Raw genomic sequence first — 14,532 nt, forward strand, 5'->3', positions numbered from 1 at the left:
ACGCCGAGCGGATCGGTGAGATCAGCCGTTGACCGGGACGTCGACGTTCCCGAAGTGGGCGACGCCCAGGAGATAGCTGCGGACCGTGTGCTCGAACATCTGGCGCGGCGTCAGGGTGTTGGCCGCCGCTGCCGCACTCAGCACGGCGTGACGCTCGGGGTCGACGTGCTCGAACGCCACGCGACCGCGCGAGGGCGGCCGCATCGCCTCGGTGATGGTGGCGCCGATCGCCAGCTTCTCGAGGCCGTCGAGGATCTGCATCTGCAGGGCGACGGGGACCTCGCACTCCTCGAGGTACGCCGCCGCGTTCTCGTACATGTCGGTCATCCAGTCGCGCGGCATGAACTGGAGCAGGATCGGCGCGGCGTTGCGGTGACGGAGCACCGCCGTGCGGAAGTTCAGCGCGAGCTGGGTGAACCACTCGGCCCAGTCGCCGGAGACCGGCTTTCGCGGGAAGACGGTCTTGGCGACGATCGCGCGGGAGACCGCCGCAAGGATGGCGTTCTTGTCGTCGAAGTGGTGGTACAGCGACGGCGCGCGCACGTTGAGCTCGCGAGCGAGCCGAGGGAGGCTGAGCGCGTCGAGTCCGTCGTTGTCGATGATCGACAGCGCGGCCTCGACTGTCGCCTCTTGGCTGATCAGCGGGCTACTCGGTCGCGCCATCCCCATCTCCTCCCGGAAAACCACATTCAATTAGATTATGTCATGGGCCGTCGGAATCTCGGCTCGTGCTGGATCGGCGGCCGCCGGCCCAGCGGCTCGGTCAGCGGATGCTCTCCAGCGCCTTCTGCGCCTCGAGCAGGTGGATCCCGGCTCGGAGCGCGAGGTCGGCAGCCTCCTGCATCTGGGCGCGAGCGATCTCCACCTGAGCGTTCGCCGCTGCGGAATCAGCCGAGGGGCTGCCGTCCATGGCGGTCGTGGGATCGAGCCGTTCGCTGAGCTCGTTAAGGACCTCCGGCAGGAGGTGCCCGGCCTTGGCGAGGTTGCCCAACATGCCGTGCATCTCGCGGGTCGTCGGAGAGCTGGAGCTGAGGAGCTTCATCTCGCGGACCGACTCGAAGAGGAGCTCGGCATCCTGGGCGACGTTGACGTTCTGGTCGCGGGGCTCCGTGTCGTCGCTCATCTGTGACGCCTCCGGTTCGGTTCAGGGGACAGGGGAACAGCTGACCCGGTCAGTGACGGTGACCACACTAGGAGTTGTACGCCGCGGCCGGGCGGCGACCCTCTGACAACGGCTTGTCGGGAAGCAGGGGGATCAGCGTGCGGTGCCGGAGGCATCCCCACCACAGTCCGGCGCCGTACGCCGCATCATCGAGCCTGCGGCCGAGGAGCAGCAGATCGGGGCGCAGTCGGTCGTCGGGGTGCCGGCTCTCCCAGAGTGCGACGGCTGCGTCGACGACGAGGGCGGTCGCGGTGGCGCGCCGTGCGGTCCGAGACGTCGCGAGGGCGACCGCGGTGGCGGGCCACCAGTGCCTGAGCAGCAGGCTCGACTCCTGGCGGACCGCCCAGCCGAGACCCCGGACGGCCAACCCGGCGGCGTACCGGTCACGCTCGGCGGCTTCGGGCAGCCGGGACCGGACGGAGCGGGTGCCGTTGGCGAGGCACAGCAGCGCGACCGGGAGGCCCCACCTGCGGCGCAGCAGGACGGCCGCGCCGGCCGCGGCGTACGTCGGGGTGAGCACTGCCGGGGCGACCGCCCGTCCGTGTCGGCGGGCGAGGAGTGCGCCGCCGGTGCCGTAGGTGAACGCACGGGACAGCAACGCTCGGGCCGACGTCCGCGTCGCGTGGAACGCCGCGACCGTCGGGTCGTAGCGGACGCGGTGGCCGCCGTCGACGAGGCGCCAGACCAGGTCGACGTCCTCGCCCACGCGAAGGGCGGCCGCGAATCCGTCGGCGTCGGAGCGCAGGACGTCCGTGCGTGCTACGAGACATGCACTGGGCAGCCAGCCGACCGCGGCGCGCGGCCGGACCACTCCGGGCTCGCGTCCGAGCGCGAGCGAGGGCGCGGCTGCGTCGTACTTCTCGAACCACCGGGGCTTCCTCGAGATCGTGCGGGCCGCAACCCGCGGGCCGACCACGCTGACCGCGGGATCGGTGAAGTGCCGGGTCAGCCGGAGGAGCGACTCGGGCGTGACCTCGACGTCGGAGTCGACGAAGACGACGAACGGTGTCGTGACGCGATCGAGCCCTGCGTTGCGAGCGCCGGCCGGTCCGAGGTTCCCGGGCAGGACGACGAGCCGCGCCCCGTGGCGATCGGCGACCTCCTCGATCGCTCGCGGTTGCTCGGAGGCGTCGTCCACGACGATGCAGTGCAGGCCCCGGAGCGCGGTGAGTGCGCGATCGAGCAGATCGGCGCGGTCTCGGACCGGGAGCACGACCGTGAGGTCCTCGGGAGCGACCGCAGGTACGCCGTCGAGATCCGGTTGGGCCAGGTTGGTCGCGAGGAGACGCTCCGCGATGTGCTGGCTGGCGGCGTCGCGGACGACCAGGTCGCGGCCCGTCAGTGCCGTCCGGCCGGCGCGGCTGAGGCTCAGTGCGGTCAAGGGGGACCCGCCCAGGACCAGGCTGCGGTCCGCGCTCACCGTCGTCGCCGGCGCGAGGCGGACCCTGGTGCCGAGCGGCAGCGTCATGCGCCGAACCCGCCGTCGGCGTTGACGACGGATCCGTTGAGTGCGGCCGCCGCGGGGGAGCAGCACCACGCGATCGTCTGGCCGATCTCGTCGGGCTCGATCAGGCGGCGAAGGCCCTGGTGCTCGGCGAGCGCGGAGGGCGTGGTGCCGTAGATGGCGGCCGTCTGACGCAGCATCTCGGTGTCGGTCGAGCCGGGGGACACGGCCACGGCCGTGACTCCGGTGCCCACGAGGTCGGCGGCGAGACCGCGGACGATGCCGACGACGGCATGCTTGGACGCGTTGTAGGCGGCGAGCCGGAACAGCCCTCGCTCGCCGGCTGCCGAGGCGATGGCGACGAAGCGGCAGCCCGACGGATCGGGCTGGTCGAGGAGGGTGGGGATCGTCGCGGTCGCGGTGTTCCAGACGCCGAGGGTGTTGACCTCGAGCTGGGCCCACAACTGATCGGGAGCCGTCGTCCACTGGGGCTGTCCGCCGGCGATGACTCCCGCACCGGCGACGACGGCGTCGAGACGCCCGTGCGCCGCGAGCGTCGCGGCGACAGCGGTCGACAGGTCCTCGGTGGAACGTACGTCGCCGACATGGCCGCAGACCTTGCCCGCGAAGCGGTCGACCAGCTCGTCGAGCTGGGCCTTGGTGGCCAGGGAGTAGCCGATGCCGTCCGGGGCGGCAGCTCCTGCGCACGAGTCGAACGCCGTGACGCGGTAGCCGTCGGCCACCAGGCGTGCGACCGTCGCGGCGCCGATCCCGCGAGCGGCTCCGGTCACGAGGGCGACGCGGCCGCCGCTCACGGCGTACCTGTCGGGGTGCGTGCCTCCACGTGCGGTGCCAGCTCCGCGACCATCGCGTCCAGGATCGCCCGGCCCGACTCGGCGCGGGCTCCCGCAGGATCGCCGAGCACGCCGTTGGGCGAGACGGCCCGGACGCCGTCGGCCATCATCGGAGCGAGGATCTCCGCGAGGGGAGCGCTGTTGCCGGCCTCGGCGCGGTCCAGGTGCACCGCCGCGGGGTCGATGTGCAGCAGCAGCGATGTCTCGGTGACGCCGGCATGGAGGTCGACGGCCTCGGTGGCGCACGCCAGCCAGTCGACGTCGTGGCCCTCCGCCCGGAGCTGGTCGACCGCCGCCCGAAGGGCGAAGACGTTGCCGCCGTGGGCGTTGACGAACACGACGCGATCGGCCCAGGTGCGTGCTGACCGCGTCAGCTCGATCACGACCACCCGCAGTGCCTCGGTGCCGATCGACACGGTGCCCGGGAACGCCTGGTGCTCGCCGCTCGACCCGAGGCTCAGCGCCGGTGCGAGCAGCGTCCCCGGCGTCCGGGCGACGAGCTCGGCCGCGACCGCGGACGCGATCCGGGTGTCGGTGTCGAGCGGGAGGTGGGGGCCGTGCTGCTCGAGTGATCCGACCGGCACGACCAGGGTCGTGTGCCGACCGGCGACCTCGGGCCACGTGCGCGCGGCGAGGTCTCCGGCCCGTGCGTCGGCGTCGGGCCGGGAGTCAGGCCGACGGTCAGGCACCGAGCTCACGGTGGAACCCGGAGGGGACCAGCAGGTCGTCCGGCGTGAGGTCATGGATCGAGCTGTGACCCATGCCCATCAGCGCGGAGTCGACGCCGTTGCGCAGCACGTCGAGGACGTTCTCCACGCCCGCTTGGCCGTTCGCCGCGAGACCCCACAGGTAGGCGCGGCCGATCATGACCGCCTTGGCGCCGAGGGCAACGGCCTTCACGACATCGGACCCTCGGCGCACGCCACCGTCCATGACCACGTCGATGTCCTTGCCGACGCGCGCGGAGATGCCGTGGAGGACGCGGATCGGAGCGGGCGTGCCGTCGAGGTTGTTGCCGCCGTGGTTGGAGACCGAGATGCCGTCGACGCCGGCGTCGACCGCCCGCAGCGCATCGTCGATGCGACACACGCCCTTGAGCAGGAACGGTCGGCCGCCACTGAGCTGGCCCCACTGCTCGCGCAGCCACGCGACGTCCTCCCAGCTGGGAGGGGGCGTCGTCATCCACTCGTAGTACGCGCCGAAGAAGGTCGGCGCCGCGCCGCCGGGAGGTGCGAGGTTCGGTGCCGTGAGGTCGGGCAGCTTGCCGGTGGCCTTGAACTCCTTGCCGAACTCCCACATCCACCGGCCCTTCGTGGCGACCTTCGGTGCGAGGCGGACCATCGCCTTGAGGTCGACCTTCTCGGGGATCTCGGGGCTGCCCCAGTCGCGGCCGACGGAGAACGACCAGTCGAGAGTCGCGATCAGGCCGACGGCGCCTGCCGTGTGCGCCCGCTCCATCCGCTGGACCATCACGTCGCGGTCGCCTGTCCAGTACATCTGGAAGAAGGTGGCGGCACCCGTGGCGGTCACGTCCTCGACCGGCTTGCTGGCGAAGTTCGAGAGGCCCATGATCGTGCCGCGGGCGGCGGCCGCGCGCGCGACCGCGACCTCGCCGTCCGGATGCACCGCCTGTACGCCGGTCGGCGAGATGATCACGGGCAGCGAGATCTCCTGGCCGAGCACCGTCGTCGACTGCTCGCGCTTGGCCTGGTGGCCGGCGACGTGCGGGGCGAGGCCGAGCTCGGCGAAGGCGGCCTCGTTGTCGGCGATCGACTGGCCGCGCTCGGAGCCGGCCACGAGGGCGCCGTACACCGGCTGGGGGAGGCGCTTGCGCGCCCGCTGCTGCGCCACGGCCACCGACTCGAACCAGGGGTTCTGCTTCCAGGGGTTCTCGAACGTGGTCATCAGCAGCAGCCTTCGTGCTCGGCGGATCCGGTCGTATCGAAGCCGGCGAGAGGGCTCTCCGCGCACGCCGACGTCGGCGGCGCGGTGAGCAGCTTGAGCATCACCGGCTGGTTGCGGGTCGGGTTGGTCTTCGAGTGGTCCTGGCTGGCTGCCGGGATCGTGCGGTCGCCGGCGAGCGCGAGCTCGCCGTACCCCTGGACGCACTCGGGATCGGGCCCGTCGAGGGGGAGGCCGGTGAAGAACTTGGCGGCCATGCAGCCGCCCCGACACGAGTCGAAGAACTGGCACGAGGAGCACGCGCCACCCGTCTGCGGCGAGCGGAGCTCGGCGAAGAGGGGCGAGGTCCTCCAGACACTGTCGAACCCTCCGTCGGCGAGCAGGTTGCCGGCGAGGAAGTCGTCGTGGATCGCGAAGGGGCAGGCGTAGACGTCGCCGATGGGATCGATGAGGCACACGACGCGGCCGGCGCCACAGAGGTTGAGGCCGGGCAGGGACTCGCCGAATGCGGCGAGGTGGAAGAAGGAGTCCCCGGTGAGCACGTCCTCGCCGTGGGCCATCAGCCAGTCGTAGAGCTCGCGCTGCTGTTCCGGGAGAGGATGCAGCTCGTCCCACACGTCGGCGCCGCGACCGCTCGGGCGGAGCCGGGTCAGCCGCAGCGTCGCGCCGAAGCGATCCGCGAGCGCCTTGAACTCGTCGAGCTGGCCGATGTTCTCGCGGGTGCAGACCACGGAGATCTTGGCGTCCTCGAAGCCGGCGTCCTGCAGGTTCTGCAGTGCGGTGAGCGCCGTGACGTAGGAGCCGGGACCGCGGACGTGGTCGTTAACCTCGGCGGTGGCCCCATCCAGCGAGATCTGCACGTCGACGTACCCGTTCATCGCGGGAGAGGCGAGGAGCGCGGCCTTCTCGGGGGTGAGTCGGACGCCGTTGGTCGAGAACTTCACACCGACCTGGTGAGCGATCGCGTACTCGAGGAGGTGCCAGAAGTCGGGGCGGATCGTGGGCTCGCCGCCGCCGATGTTGACGTAGAAGACCTGCATCCGCTGCAGCTCGTCGATGACGGCCTCGCACTGCTCGGTCGTCAGTTCGCGCGGGTCGCGGCGACCGGAGGAGGACAGGCAGTGGGCGCACTCCAGGTTGCAGGCGTAGGTCAGCTCCCAGGTCAGGCAGATCGGAGCGTCCAGCCCGAGCTCGAACTGGTCGACCAGCGTGCCGCCGGTCGGTCGTGCGGGTGGGACGAGCGTCGCGGTCATCGGATCGCCTCTGTTCGCGGTCGGATCATGTCGGTGGCGGCCAGGCCTTCCAGCGCTGCGGCGTACGCCGCGTGCTGCCCGGTGGCGATGCCCGCGGCGTCCAGGGCGGCGCGGACGGTCGGTGCCACGTCGAGACGGCGGACGACCTCGACGAGCTGTGGGCGCTTGAGGAAGGTCAGCTTGCGGTTGCCGAAGTGGTAGGCCAGCGCGCCGAACGGCTCCGGACGCAATGCCACGTGCGGCGATAGGCGCCAGGGCTCGTCGAGCATCGACATGAGGGGTCTCGGTCCGTCTCAGTACACGCCGCACATGCCGTCGATCGAGACCTCTTCGATCAGATCGGCGGCGGTCAGGTCGGTGTCGTTCGCCTCGGCGGGTGCCGTGGTCGAGTTCGTGTCGGGGTTGGACATGAGCGGGGTTCCTTCCAGGAGCCGGGTGTGACGGCGGTCACCCGACCGCCTCCTGTTAAACCTTACGCGATAAGGTTTGTGACCTCAATGACTGATTCTGGAGGCGAGGCATGGACAGGCCGATGACGAGGAACGTCCCCGTGGCCGAGGCCACCTGGTACGTCTGCGCGTCGCATCGCACGAGCTTCGCCTCGGACACCCCGTTCGGGGTGCGGCATGCGCGCCATGTGGGGAGCCGGTACGCCGCCTGCGGCCGAAGCGTCTTCGGGTGGACGATGTTCTGGGCCGAGAGGTTCGAGCCGGGATTGGACGACGTCTGCGCTCGCTGCAGCGAGGTTGTGATCGCAGCTGTGCGACGCGAGCTGCTCGCAGTTGCGCGGTAGCCCTGCGGGCGGGCGACCGGAAGGCGGGCGCGACGCGGACCTGTCAACCGGTCAGAGGGTGAACCACGTGACCAGCAGCCCGCCGGTGCAGCGCTGGCAGCTCGCCACGGTGCCGCCGTGGTGCCGGATGTGATCGATGAGAGCCGTCAACCCTTCCCGGGTTGTCGTCGAGCTGTGCCAGGTCATTGTCGGCCTCCTTGGGATCGGGGCGCCGTGTTCGGGCGGCGCCTATTGATGTTAGGTAAATCACATCACCACACAAACCTAATGTCAATAGTTAATGGTCGGCCGTGCCTCTCCCGGATGCCGGCGGCATCTGCTCGGCGTTGGCGCAGCCCGACGCCCCAGTCGTCGTGCGTCGTGCTGCGCGGACGCCCTGCCGGCGGCGAGCCCTCGCGACCGTGCCGCCGCTGATGTCGGTCCGGCCGGTGGCGATCGCGCGAAAAAGAAAGATCCCCTCCCGCCGTACGTTTCCGCAGGTGGGAGGGGATCTGTGTCGCGTCGGGCTGACAGGATTTGAACCTGCGGCCTCCTCGTCCCGAACGAGGCGCGCTACCAAACTGCGCCACAGCCCGCGGTGCAACGCGCTGAGCCTACCGGAGCCCTCGCGGCGTACTCCAATCGAGGGGTCAGGTCAGGGTGAGCAGCGTGGCCTCGGGTCGGCAGGCGATCCGGATCGGCGTGTAGGGGCTGGTCCCGAGGCCCGCGGAGACGTGGAGCCAGGCCGATCCGGGGTCGCCGGGGGACGAGTCGGCGGGGTGCCGGTGGAGGCCGCGGGCTCGCGCCGGCTCGAGGTCGCAGTTGGTGGTGAGTGCCCGGCCACCGGGCAGGCAGACCTGCCCGCCATGGGTGTGGCCGGCGATGATCGCGTCGTAGCCGTCGGCGGCGTACTGCTCCAGCACCCGGAGGTACGGCGCGTGCGCGACGCCCAGCCGCAGGTCGGCATCGGGATCGGCGGGGCCGGCGACGGCGGCGAGGTCGTCGTACTTCAGGTGCGGGTCGTCGACGCCGGCGAACGCCAGGATCGTCTCGCCGACGGTCAGCCGGGTGCGCCGGTTGGTGAGGTCCACCCAGCCCGCTGCGCCGAAGCGCGCGGACAGCTCGCGCCAGGGCAGCTGCGGCACGTTCGTGCGGCGCTTGCCGCGGTCCGGCAGCAGGTACTGCAGCGGGTTGCGCAGCCGCGGCTCGAAGTAGTCGTTGGAGCCGTGCACGAACACGCCGGGACGGTCCAGCAGCGACCCGAGCGCGTCGAGGACCACCGGCACCGACCCCTGGTGCGCCAGGTTGTCGCCGGTGTCGATCACCAGGTCGGGCTTGAGGTCGGCCAGCGAGCGCAGCCAGTCCTGCTTGCCGTGCTGGTACGGCGTCATGTGGATGTCGCTGAGGTGCAGCACCCGCAGCGGTCGCATCCCCGCCGGCAGGACCGGCACCGTGACCTCGCGCAGCGTGTACTGCCGGGCCTCCCACACGGCGTACGCCGTCACGGCACCGCCCGCGGCGCCGGCCGCGCCCAGCAGGCCGAGGGCCGACGACAAACGCATTCGGCAAGGCTGGCACACCTGGGGGAGAATCGCCGCATGAGCACCCTCAAGGACCGTCTGCGCACCGACCTGACCGCCTCGATGAAGGCACGTGACGCGCTCCGGTCCTCCACCCTGCGGATGGTGCTGACCGCGATCACGAACGCGGAGGTCGCCGGCTCGGTCGCCAAGGAGCTCACCGACGACGACATCATCGGGGTCCTCGCGACCGAGGCCAAGAAGCGCCGCGAGGCCGCCACGGCCTTCGACGACGGCGGCGCCCCCGACCGTGCGGACAAGGAGCGCGCCGAGGCGGTCGTCATCGCCGAGTACCTCCCGCAGCAGCTCAGCGACGAGGAGATCTCCACGCTCGTCGCCGACACCATCGCCCAGCTCGGCGTCGCGGGCGAGGGCCCGCGCGCCATGGGCAAGGTGATGGGGGTCGTGACCCCGCAGGTCAAGGGCCGCGCGGACGGCGCCGCCGTGGCCGCGGAGGTACGCCGCCAGCTGGGCTAGCGGCCCACCACGGTCAGTGCCCCTTGCCGTTGCCCTTCCCGGGCTCCGGCGCCGTGGCCGGCGGGCTCTGCCGGTGGTGGCCCCGGCCGCCGTGACCCCGGTGGCTCGGCGGTGGCGCGTGGTAGACCGGCGCCACGGCGGGCGCGCCGTGGCCGGTCGAGGTGAACAGGTAGACCGTCTGGCCGTCGGCACCCATGCTGGCGAACGCCACCTCGCCGCGGGCGTACGACGAGTCGTACACGCCGGCCAGCTCGGGGGTGTAGCCCGCGGCCTTGATCTGGTCCATGGCCCGCTGGACGCTGGAGCCCAGCACGCTCGGCAGGCCGCTCTGGTCCGGGCCGAGGCCCGGGGCGGTGAAGTCGGCGTACGGGATCAGGTCCTGGACCGGCCGCAGCGCCGCGGCCCACATCGGGCCGGCGACGGTCGAGCCGTGCGCCGTGCCGTAGTACTGCCCGCCGAGGACCGGTGGCACCGGGATCGGGTGCCCGGCGCGGTTGACGCCGCTGACCACGGTCGAGACCGACAGCTTCGGGGTGTAGCCGTTGAACCAGACCGCCATGTTCTCGGAGTTCGTGCCGGTCTTGCCGGCCGCGGGCCGGTTGAGCAGCAGGTACTGGCCGAACCCGCCGGGTGACATGACCCGGTGCAGGACCGAGTTGATCGTGTCGGCGGTGTGCTCGGAGAGAACCGGCTTGCACTGCGTCGGGTACTTCTTCACGACCTGGCCGTTGCCGTCCAGGATGGCGCTGACCGGGTGCGGCCGGCAGTAGGTGCCGCCCGAGGCCGCCGTGGCGTACGCCGCCGCCATGGTCAGCGGGTTCTCGTCGGCGACACCGAGGGTGAAGCTGGGGACCTGGTTGCCGGGCTTGAGGGAGACGCCCATCGCCTTGGCCAGCTGGTAGGCCTTGCAGATGCCCGTGCGACGCTCGAGCTGGGCGAAGTAGGTGTTGACCGACAGGGGCGCGCCGATGTCCATGTCCATCGTCTCGTTGGTCGCGTCGGTCGAGTTGTGCGCGGGCCAGGTCTGCGTGCTGGGGTACATGCCACGGCAGGTGCGGAACTCGCCCTCGGACACGTTGAGCGTCGACGGGGCGTAGAAGCTGGTCGTCTCCGGCAGGCCCTCCTCGAGCGCGGCCGCCATCACGAAGAACTTGAACGTCGAGCCCGGCTGGAAGCCGTTGGCACTGCCGAACTTCTTCGGCACGCTGTAGTTCAGGAAGGTCTGGCCGGCGTTGGCGTCGGTGCCCATCGGCCGCGACTGCGCCAGCGCCCACACGTCGCCCGTTCCCGGCTCGACCTCGGCGATCGCGCCGATCGCGTTGTCGTGCTTGGACACGTGCGTGGTCGCGGCGACCGTCGCCCAGTGCTGGAACTGCGCGTGCATGGTCGTCTGGATGGTGAGCCCGCCGCCCCACAGGATGCGCTCGCGCTCCTTCTTGGTGTTGCCGAGCGCGCTGTCCTTCATCAGGTAGGAGACGACGTAGCTGCAGAAGAACGGCGCGCTGGAGTTCACGCAGCCGTTGGCCGTGGGCTGTACGTCGAGGTGCAGGCCGCGCTTCTTGAAGTGGTCGGCCCGCTGGTAGCTGATCACGTGCAGCTGGGCCATCCGGTCCAGCACCACGTTGCGGCGCTCGATGGCGCCTTGCGGGTTGTCGGTCGGGTTGAGCGCCTCGGGGCTGCGCACCAGGCCGGCGAGCAGCGCCGCCTGCGGCAGCGTGAGGTCCTTGGCGTTGACGTTGAAGAAGTGCTGGGCCGCAGCCTGGATGCCGTAGGCGCCGTCGCCGAAGTAGACCGTGTTGAGGTACTGCTGGAGGATCCAGTCCTTGCTGTGCAGTCGCTCCAGGGCGATCGCGTAGCGCAGCTCGCGCAGCTTGCGCGCGAACGTGTCGGCGATGGCGGCCTTCTGCTCGGCGACGGTGTCGGCCTGGTTCACCAGCGTCTGCTTGACCAGCTGCTGGGTGATCGAGGACCCGCCCTGGACGACGCCGCCCTGGGTGGAGTTCGTGAACAGCGCGCGCAGCGTGCCCTTCATGTCCAGCGCGCCGTGCTGGTAGAAGCGGTAGTCCTCGATGGCGACGATCGCCTTGACCATCGTCCGCGAGATCTGGCTGAGCTGGACGTTGACCCGGTTCTGGTCGTACAGCGTCGCGATCGGGTCTCCGACCGCGTCGACGATCTCGGTGCGTTGCGGGAGCGCCTCGGTGGTGAGCTCCTTGGGCAGGTCGCTCGCGGAGTTCGCCAGGTCCTTCGCGGTGAAGCCGAAGACGCCGGCGAACGGGATGGCCAGGCCGGACACGACGATGCCGAGCACTGCGGCGACCGCCATCATCACCCCGATGTGGGAGGCCACCTTGCGCTTGTCGAGACCGTCGAACCGGGGACCTGCCATGGGTTCAGGGTACGGGACCCGCGGAACTGGACCACTTCCCCGCACAATCGTGCAGATAACGGCGCCAAGACGCCGAAAATAGTCCGTAGTGACTAGACCAGTTGGGCCCAATTCGTCCTGTACGAGTCGCCATTTTCCTTTACCGTTGGGCAACGAGCTTGGGACCAACGGTGCTGTGGGGGCGCCACCCGGGCTCAGATGTGGGGACAATTCCATGTGGGTAGAAGACTGGGCGCTGCGCGCCGCATGTCAGAACGGCCAAGCTGACGCGTTGTTCGTCAAGGGTGCCGAGCAGAACAAGGCCAAGTCGGTGTGTTCCGGCTGTGAGGTTCGTGCCGAGTGCCTGGCCGAGGCCCTCGACAACCAGATCGAGTGGGGCGTCTGGGGCGGGATGACGGAGCGGGAGCGCCGTGCGCTGCTGCGTCGTCGTCCTACCGGTTCGTGGCGCAAGCTGCTCGAGTCGGCGCGTGACGCCGGCGTCGACGCACGCATCGGCGCCTGATCGCGGCTAGGCCGGGGCTTCGGCCCCGGCCAGCAGGTCCCCGACCTCGCGGAGTCCGCCGAGGTCGTGGACGTCACCGGCGAGCGCCGGTACGACGACGGTGCGCACCTGCGGGTGTGCCCGCGCGAAGCCGTCCCTGAGCGCTGCCTCGCGCACGGTCATCCGCACCCGGTCGGCGTGCATCCGCAGCAGGGCCGCGGTGGCCGACGTACCGTCACCGTCGGATGCGTCGATGCGGTCCGCTCCGGCCGTGGCCTCGTCCGCGGACAGGTGTCCCGCAGGCACGGGCGTGCTGCGGTTGATCACCAGGCCGGCCAGCGGCATCCGGTCCTCGCTGAGCCGCTCGACGAAGTACGCCGCCTCGCGCAGCGCGTCGGGCTCCGGGGCCGCGACCACGAGGAACGCCGTGCCCTGCGCCTGGAGCAGCGAGTAGGTCTGCTGCGCCCGCTGCCGGAAGCCGCCGAAGACCGTGTCCAGCGCCGAGACGAAGGTCTGCAGGTCGGACAGGAAGCCCGCGCCGAGGATCTTGTTGAGCGCGCCGGTGATCAGGCTGAAGCCGGCGCTCATCAGCTTCGCCGGGCCGCGCGCGGGCGCCAGCAGCAGCCGCACGAATTTGCCGTCCAGGAAGCTCGACAGCCGCTCCGGCGCGTCCAGGAAGTCCAGCGCGGACCGGGACGGCGGGGTGTCGACGACGATCAGGTCGTAGGTCTTGTCGCCCAGCACCTTGTCGCGATGGATCTGGCCGAGCTTCTCCATCGCCATGTACTCCTGGGTGCCCGCGAACGAGCTCGACAGCGCGATGTAGAACGGGTTGGCCAGGATCTGCTTGGCCTTCTCCGGGCTGGCCTGGGAGAGCACGACCTCGTCGAAGGTCCGCTTCATGTCGAGCATCATCGCGTCCAGCGACCCGTCCCCACCGACGTCCTTGACCGGGCGCGGGGTGTTGTCGAGGGCCTCGATGCCCATCGACTGCGCGAGCCGGCGGGCCGGGTCGATGGTGAGGACGACGACCTTGCGGCCGCGCTCGGCGGCGCGCAGCGCCAGGGCCGCGGACGTCGTGGTCTTGCCGACGCCGCCGGAGCCGCAGCACACGATGATGCCGGTCTGCGGGTCGTCGAGGAGCGCGTCCACGTCGAGGGCCGGCGCCGGGGCGCCGGTCGGGCCGACGCGGGTGCGGTTGGTACTCATGCCATCCCCTGCTTCCTGAGGAGCCCGGCCAGCTCGTAGAGCGCGCCGAGGTCCACCCCGCCCGCCAGCCGGGGGAGCTCGTACGCCGGCACGCCCAGGCCGGCCACGACCGCGCGCTGGCTGTCCTCGAGGGCCCGTCGCTCGGCGTACTCCTGCGCCTCGGTGAGCAGCCCGGCGACGAGCGCCTCGTCGTGCGGCAGGCCGACGCCGGCGAGGCCGGCCCCGATCGCCGCGCCGTCGAGGGTGCCGTTGCGGGCGGCGACCAGGTCGGCGTCGCTGAGGTCGCTGGGGCGGGTCATGTTGACGACGACACCACCGACGGGGAGCTTGACGCTGCGCAGCTCGTCGATGCCGTCGGCCGTCTCCTGCACCGGCATCTCCTCCAGCACGGTCACCAGGTGCACGGCGGTGCGGGGTGAGCGGAAGAGCGTCATCATCGTGTCGCTCTGCGACTTGATCGGCCCCACCTTCGCCAGCCCGGCCAGCTCGTTGCTGACGTTGAGGAACTGGGTGATGCGGCCGGTCGGCGGGGCGTCGAGCACCACGGCGTCGTACTGGATGGCGCCCTTGTTGCGGCTGTTGCGCTGGACCGCCTCGTAGACCTTGCCGGTCAGCAGGACGTCGCGTACGCCGGGCGCGATCGTGGTCGCGAACTCGATGACGCCGAAGCGGTCGAGCGCGCGCCCGGCGCGGCCGAGGCGGTAGTACATCGAGAGGTACTCCAGCAGCGCCGACTCCGCGTCGACGTGCAGCGCGTGGACGGTGCCGTGCCGGCCGTTCGCGTCGGGCAGGCCGGTGGCGAGCCGGCGCTCCTGATAGGGGAGCGGGTCGACGTCGAACATCCGGGCGATGCCCTGGCGTCCCTCGACCTCGCACAGCAGCACGTTCTTCCCGGCTCCGGCCAGGGCGAGCGCCAGCGCCGACGCGACCGTCGACTTGCCGGTGCCCCCCTTGCCGGTCACGACGTGCAGGCGCACCCGGCTCCAATCACTCACGGCCGCCACCCTAG

General features: G+C 71.0%; 16 protein-coding genes and 1 tRNA gene. 2 read left to right on the forward strand and 15 right to left on the reverse strand.

All coding sequences use genetic code 11. From position 1 onward, the window contains the following. Nucleotides 1-21 precede the first annotated feature (21 nt). From ACYU8V_RS12585 to ACYU8V_RS12640, 12 genes are all read right to left on the reverse strand, one after another. Nucleotides 22-663 carry a TetR family transcriptional regulator gene (locus ACYU8V_RS12585; protein ID WP_460847788.1) on the reverse strand — a complete coding sequence of 214 codons (642 nt, stop codon included), beginning with the start codon at nucleotides 661-663 and terminating at the stop codon, nucleotides 22-24. A gap of 100 nt (nucleotides 664-763) precedes the next feature. After that, nucleotides 764-1,123 (reverse strand): hypothetical protein, encoded by a 360-nt coding sequence (locus ACYU8V_RS12590; RefSeq protein WP_460847790.1) that lies wholly within the window; start codon nucleotides 1,121-1,123, stop codon nucleotides 764-766. Between the two features lie 67 nt (nucleotides 1,124-1,190). Next, a complete protein-coding gene (gene mftF / locus ACYU8V_RS12595; RefSeq protein ID WP_460847792.1) occupies nucleotides 1,191-2,630 on the reverse strand; it encodes a mycofactocin biosynthesis glycosyltransferase MftF in 1,440 nt (479 codons plus the stop codon). After that, a complete protein-coding gene (locus ACYU8V_RS12600; RefSeq protein WP_460847793.1) occupies nucleotides 2,627-3,421 on the reverse strand; it encodes a mycofactocin-coupled SDR family oxidoreductase in 795 nt (264 codons plus the stop codon). The genes mftF and ACYU8V_RS12600 overlap by 4 nt, the downstream gene beginning before the upstream one ends. Further along, nucleotides 3,418-4,149, reverse strand: a complete 732-nt coding sequence (mftE, locus tag ACYU8V_RS12605) for a mycofactocin biosynthesis peptidyl-dipeptidase MftE (RefSeq protein ID WP_460847795.1) — start codon at nucleotides 4,147-4,149, stop codon at nucleotides 3,418-3,420. Before mftE ends, ACYU8V_RS12600 begins: the two co-directional genes overlap by 4 nt. Further along, complete coding sequence (gene mftD, locus ACYU8V_RS12610) at nucleotides 4,142-5,365, reverse strand: pre-mycofactocin synthase MftD (RefSeq protein ID WP_460847796.1); 1,224 nt, start codon at nucleotides 5,363-5,365, stop codon at nucleotides 4,142-4,144. Before mftD ends, mftE begins: the two co-directional genes overlap by 8 nt. Further along, entirely contained in the window at nucleotides 5,365-6,615 is a 1,251-nt protein-coding gene (gene mftC / locus ACYU8V_RS12615; RefSeq protein WP_460847797.1) for a mycofactocin radical SAM maturase, read from the reverse strand. The genes mftD and mftC overlap by 1 nt, the downstream gene beginning before the upstream one ends. Then, nucleotides 6,612-6,890, reverse strand: coding sequence for a mycofactocin biosynthesis chaperone MftB (mftB, locus tag ACYU8V_RS12620; protein WP_460847798.1), 279 nt, complete (start codon nucleotides 6,888-6,890; stop codon nucleotides 6,612-6,614). The genes mftC and mftB overlap by 4 nt, the downstream gene beginning before the upstream one ends. Nucleotides 6,891-6,908: 18 nt before the next feature. Beyond that, complete coding sequence (gene mftA, locus ACYU8V_RS12625; protein WP_460847799.1) at nucleotides 6,909-7,025, reverse strand: mycofactocin precursor MftA; 117 nt, start codon at nucleotides 7,023-7,025, stop codon at nucleotides 6,909-6,911. 434 nt (nucleotides 7,026-7,459) lie between these two features. Further along, nucleotides 7,460-7,594: a hypothetical protein gene (locus ACYU8V_RS12630; RefSeq protein ID WP_460847800.1), complete on the reverse strand. Its 135-nt coding sequence runs from the start codon at nucleotides 7,592-7,594 to the stop codon at nucleotides 7,460-7,462. A gap of 315 nt (nucleotides 7,595-7,909) precedes the next feature. Beyond that, a tRNA-Pro gene (locus ACYU8V_RS12635) sits at nucleotides 7,910-7,983 on the reverse strand. A 54-nt stretch (nucleotides 7,984-8,037) separates the two neighbouring features. Next, nucleotides 8,038-8,949: a metallophosphoesterase gene (locus tag ACYU8V_RS12640; protein ID WP_460847801.1), complete on the reverse strand. Its 912-nt coding sequence runs from the start codon at nucleotides 8,947-8,949 to the stop codon at nucleotides 8,038-8,040. A gap of 36 nt (nucleotides 8,950-8,985) precedes the next feature. Between ACYU8V_RS12640 and ACYU8V_RS12645 the strand changes: the two genes are divergently transcribed. Continuing rightward, complete coding sequence (locus tag ACYU8V_RS12645; RefSeq protein WP_460847803.1) at nucleotides 8,986-9,444, forward strand: GatB/YqeY domain-containing protein; 459 nt, start codon at nucleotides 8,986-8,988, stop codon at nucleotides 9,442-9,444. A 13-nt stretch (nucleotides 9,445-9,457) separates the two neighbouring features. Here the strand turns inward: ACYU8V_RS12645 and ACYU8V_RS12650 are convergent, their stop codons facing one another. Continuing rightward, nucleotides 9,458-11,833 (reverse strand): transglycosylase domain-containing protein, encoded by a 2,376-nt coding sequence (locus ACYU8V_RS12650; RefSeq protein ID WP_460847804.1) that lies wholly within the window; start codon nucleotides 11,831-11,833, stop codon nucleotides 9,458-9,460. 214 nt (nucleotides 11,834-12,047) lie between these two features. Here ACYU8V_RS12650 and ACYU8V_RS12655 point away from each other — a divergent pair, with 214 nt between their 5' ends. Beyond that, nucleotides 12,048-12,335, forward strand: a complete 288-nt coding sequence (locus ACYU8V_RS12655; protein ID WP_460847806.1) for a WhiB family transcriptional regulator — start codon at nucleotides 12,048-12,050, stop codon at nucleotides 12,333-12,335. Between the two features lie 6 nt (nucleotides 12,336-12,341). Here ACYU8V_RS12655 and ACYU8V_RS12660 read toward each other — a convergent pair whose 3' ends face one another. Together ACYU8V_RS12660 and ACYU8V_RS12665 are read right to left on the reverse strand one after the other, a co-directional pair. Continuing rightward, complete coding sequence (locus ACYU8V_RS12660) at nucleotides 12,342-13,523, reverse strand: ArsA family ATPase (protein ID WP_460847807.1); 1,182 nt, start codon at nucleotides 13,521-13,523, stop codon at nucleotides 12,342-12,344. Then, entirely contained in the window at nucleotides 13,520-14,518 is a 999-nt protein-coding gene (locus ACYU8V_RS12665) for an ArsA-related P-loop ATPase (protein WP_460847808.1), read from the reverse strand. Before ACYU8V_RS12665 ends, ACYU8V_RS12660 begins: the two co-directional genes overlap by 4 nt. Nucleotides 14,519-14,532: the final 14 nt, after the last annotated feature.

Source organism: Nocardioides ultimimeridianus, from assembly GCF_054777895.1.

Bases quoted from the DNA above. Each gene is read 5' to 3' on its own strand.
- ACYU8V_RS12585 (WP_460847788.1), bottom strand. From the start codon at position 663: ATGGCGCGACCGAGTAGCCCGCTGATCAGCCAAGAGGCGACAGTCGAG.
- ACYU8V_RS12590 (WP_460847790.1), bottom strand. From the start codon at position 1,123: ATGAGCGACGACACGGAGCCCCGCGACCAGAACGTCAACGTCGCCCAG.
- mftF (WP_460847792.1), bottom strand. From the start codon at position 2,630: ATGACGCTGCCGCTCGGCACCAGGGTCCGCCTCGCGCCGGCGACGACG.
- mftD (WP_460847796.1), bottom strand. From the start codon at position 5,365: ATGACCACGTTCGAGAACCCCTGGAAGCAGAACCCCTGGTTCGAGTCG.
- mftC (WP_460847797.1), bottom strand. From the start codon at position 6,615: ATGACCGCGACGCTCGTCCCACCCGCACGACCGACCGGCGGCACGCTG.
- mftB (WP_460847798.1), bottom strand. From the start codon at position 6,890: ATGTCGATGCTCGACGAGCCCTGGCGCCTATCGCCGCACGTGGCATTG.
- mftA (WP_460847799.1), bottom strand. From the start codon at position 7,025: ATGTCCAACCCCGACACGAACTCGACCACGGCACCCGCCGAGGCGAAC.
- ACYU8V_RS12630 (WP_460847800.1), bottom strand. From the start codon at position 7,594: ATGACCTGGCACAGCTCGACGACAACCCGGGAAGGGTTGACGGCTCTC.
- ACYU8V_RS12640 (WP_460847801.1), bottom strand. From the start codon at position 8,949: ATGCGTTTGTCGTCGGCCCTCGGCCTGCTGGGCGCGGCCGGCGCCGCG.
- ACYU8V_RS12645 (WP_460847803.1), top strand. From the start codon at position 8,986: ATGAGCACCCTCAAGGACCGTCTGCGCACCGACCTGACCGCCTCGATG.
- ACYU8V_RS12650 (WP_460847804.1), bottom strand. From the start codon at position 11,833: ATGGCAGGTCCCCGGTTCGACGGTCTCGACAAGCGCAAGGTGGCCTCC.
- ACYU8V_RS12655 (WP_460847806.1), top strand. From the start codon at position 12,048: ATGTGGGTAGAAGACTGGGCGCTGCGCGCCGCATGTCAGAACGGCCAA.
- ACYU8V_RS12660 (WP_460847807.1), bottom strand. From the start codon at position 13,523: ATGAGTACCAACCGCACCCGCGTCGGCCCGACCGGCGCCCCGGCGCCG.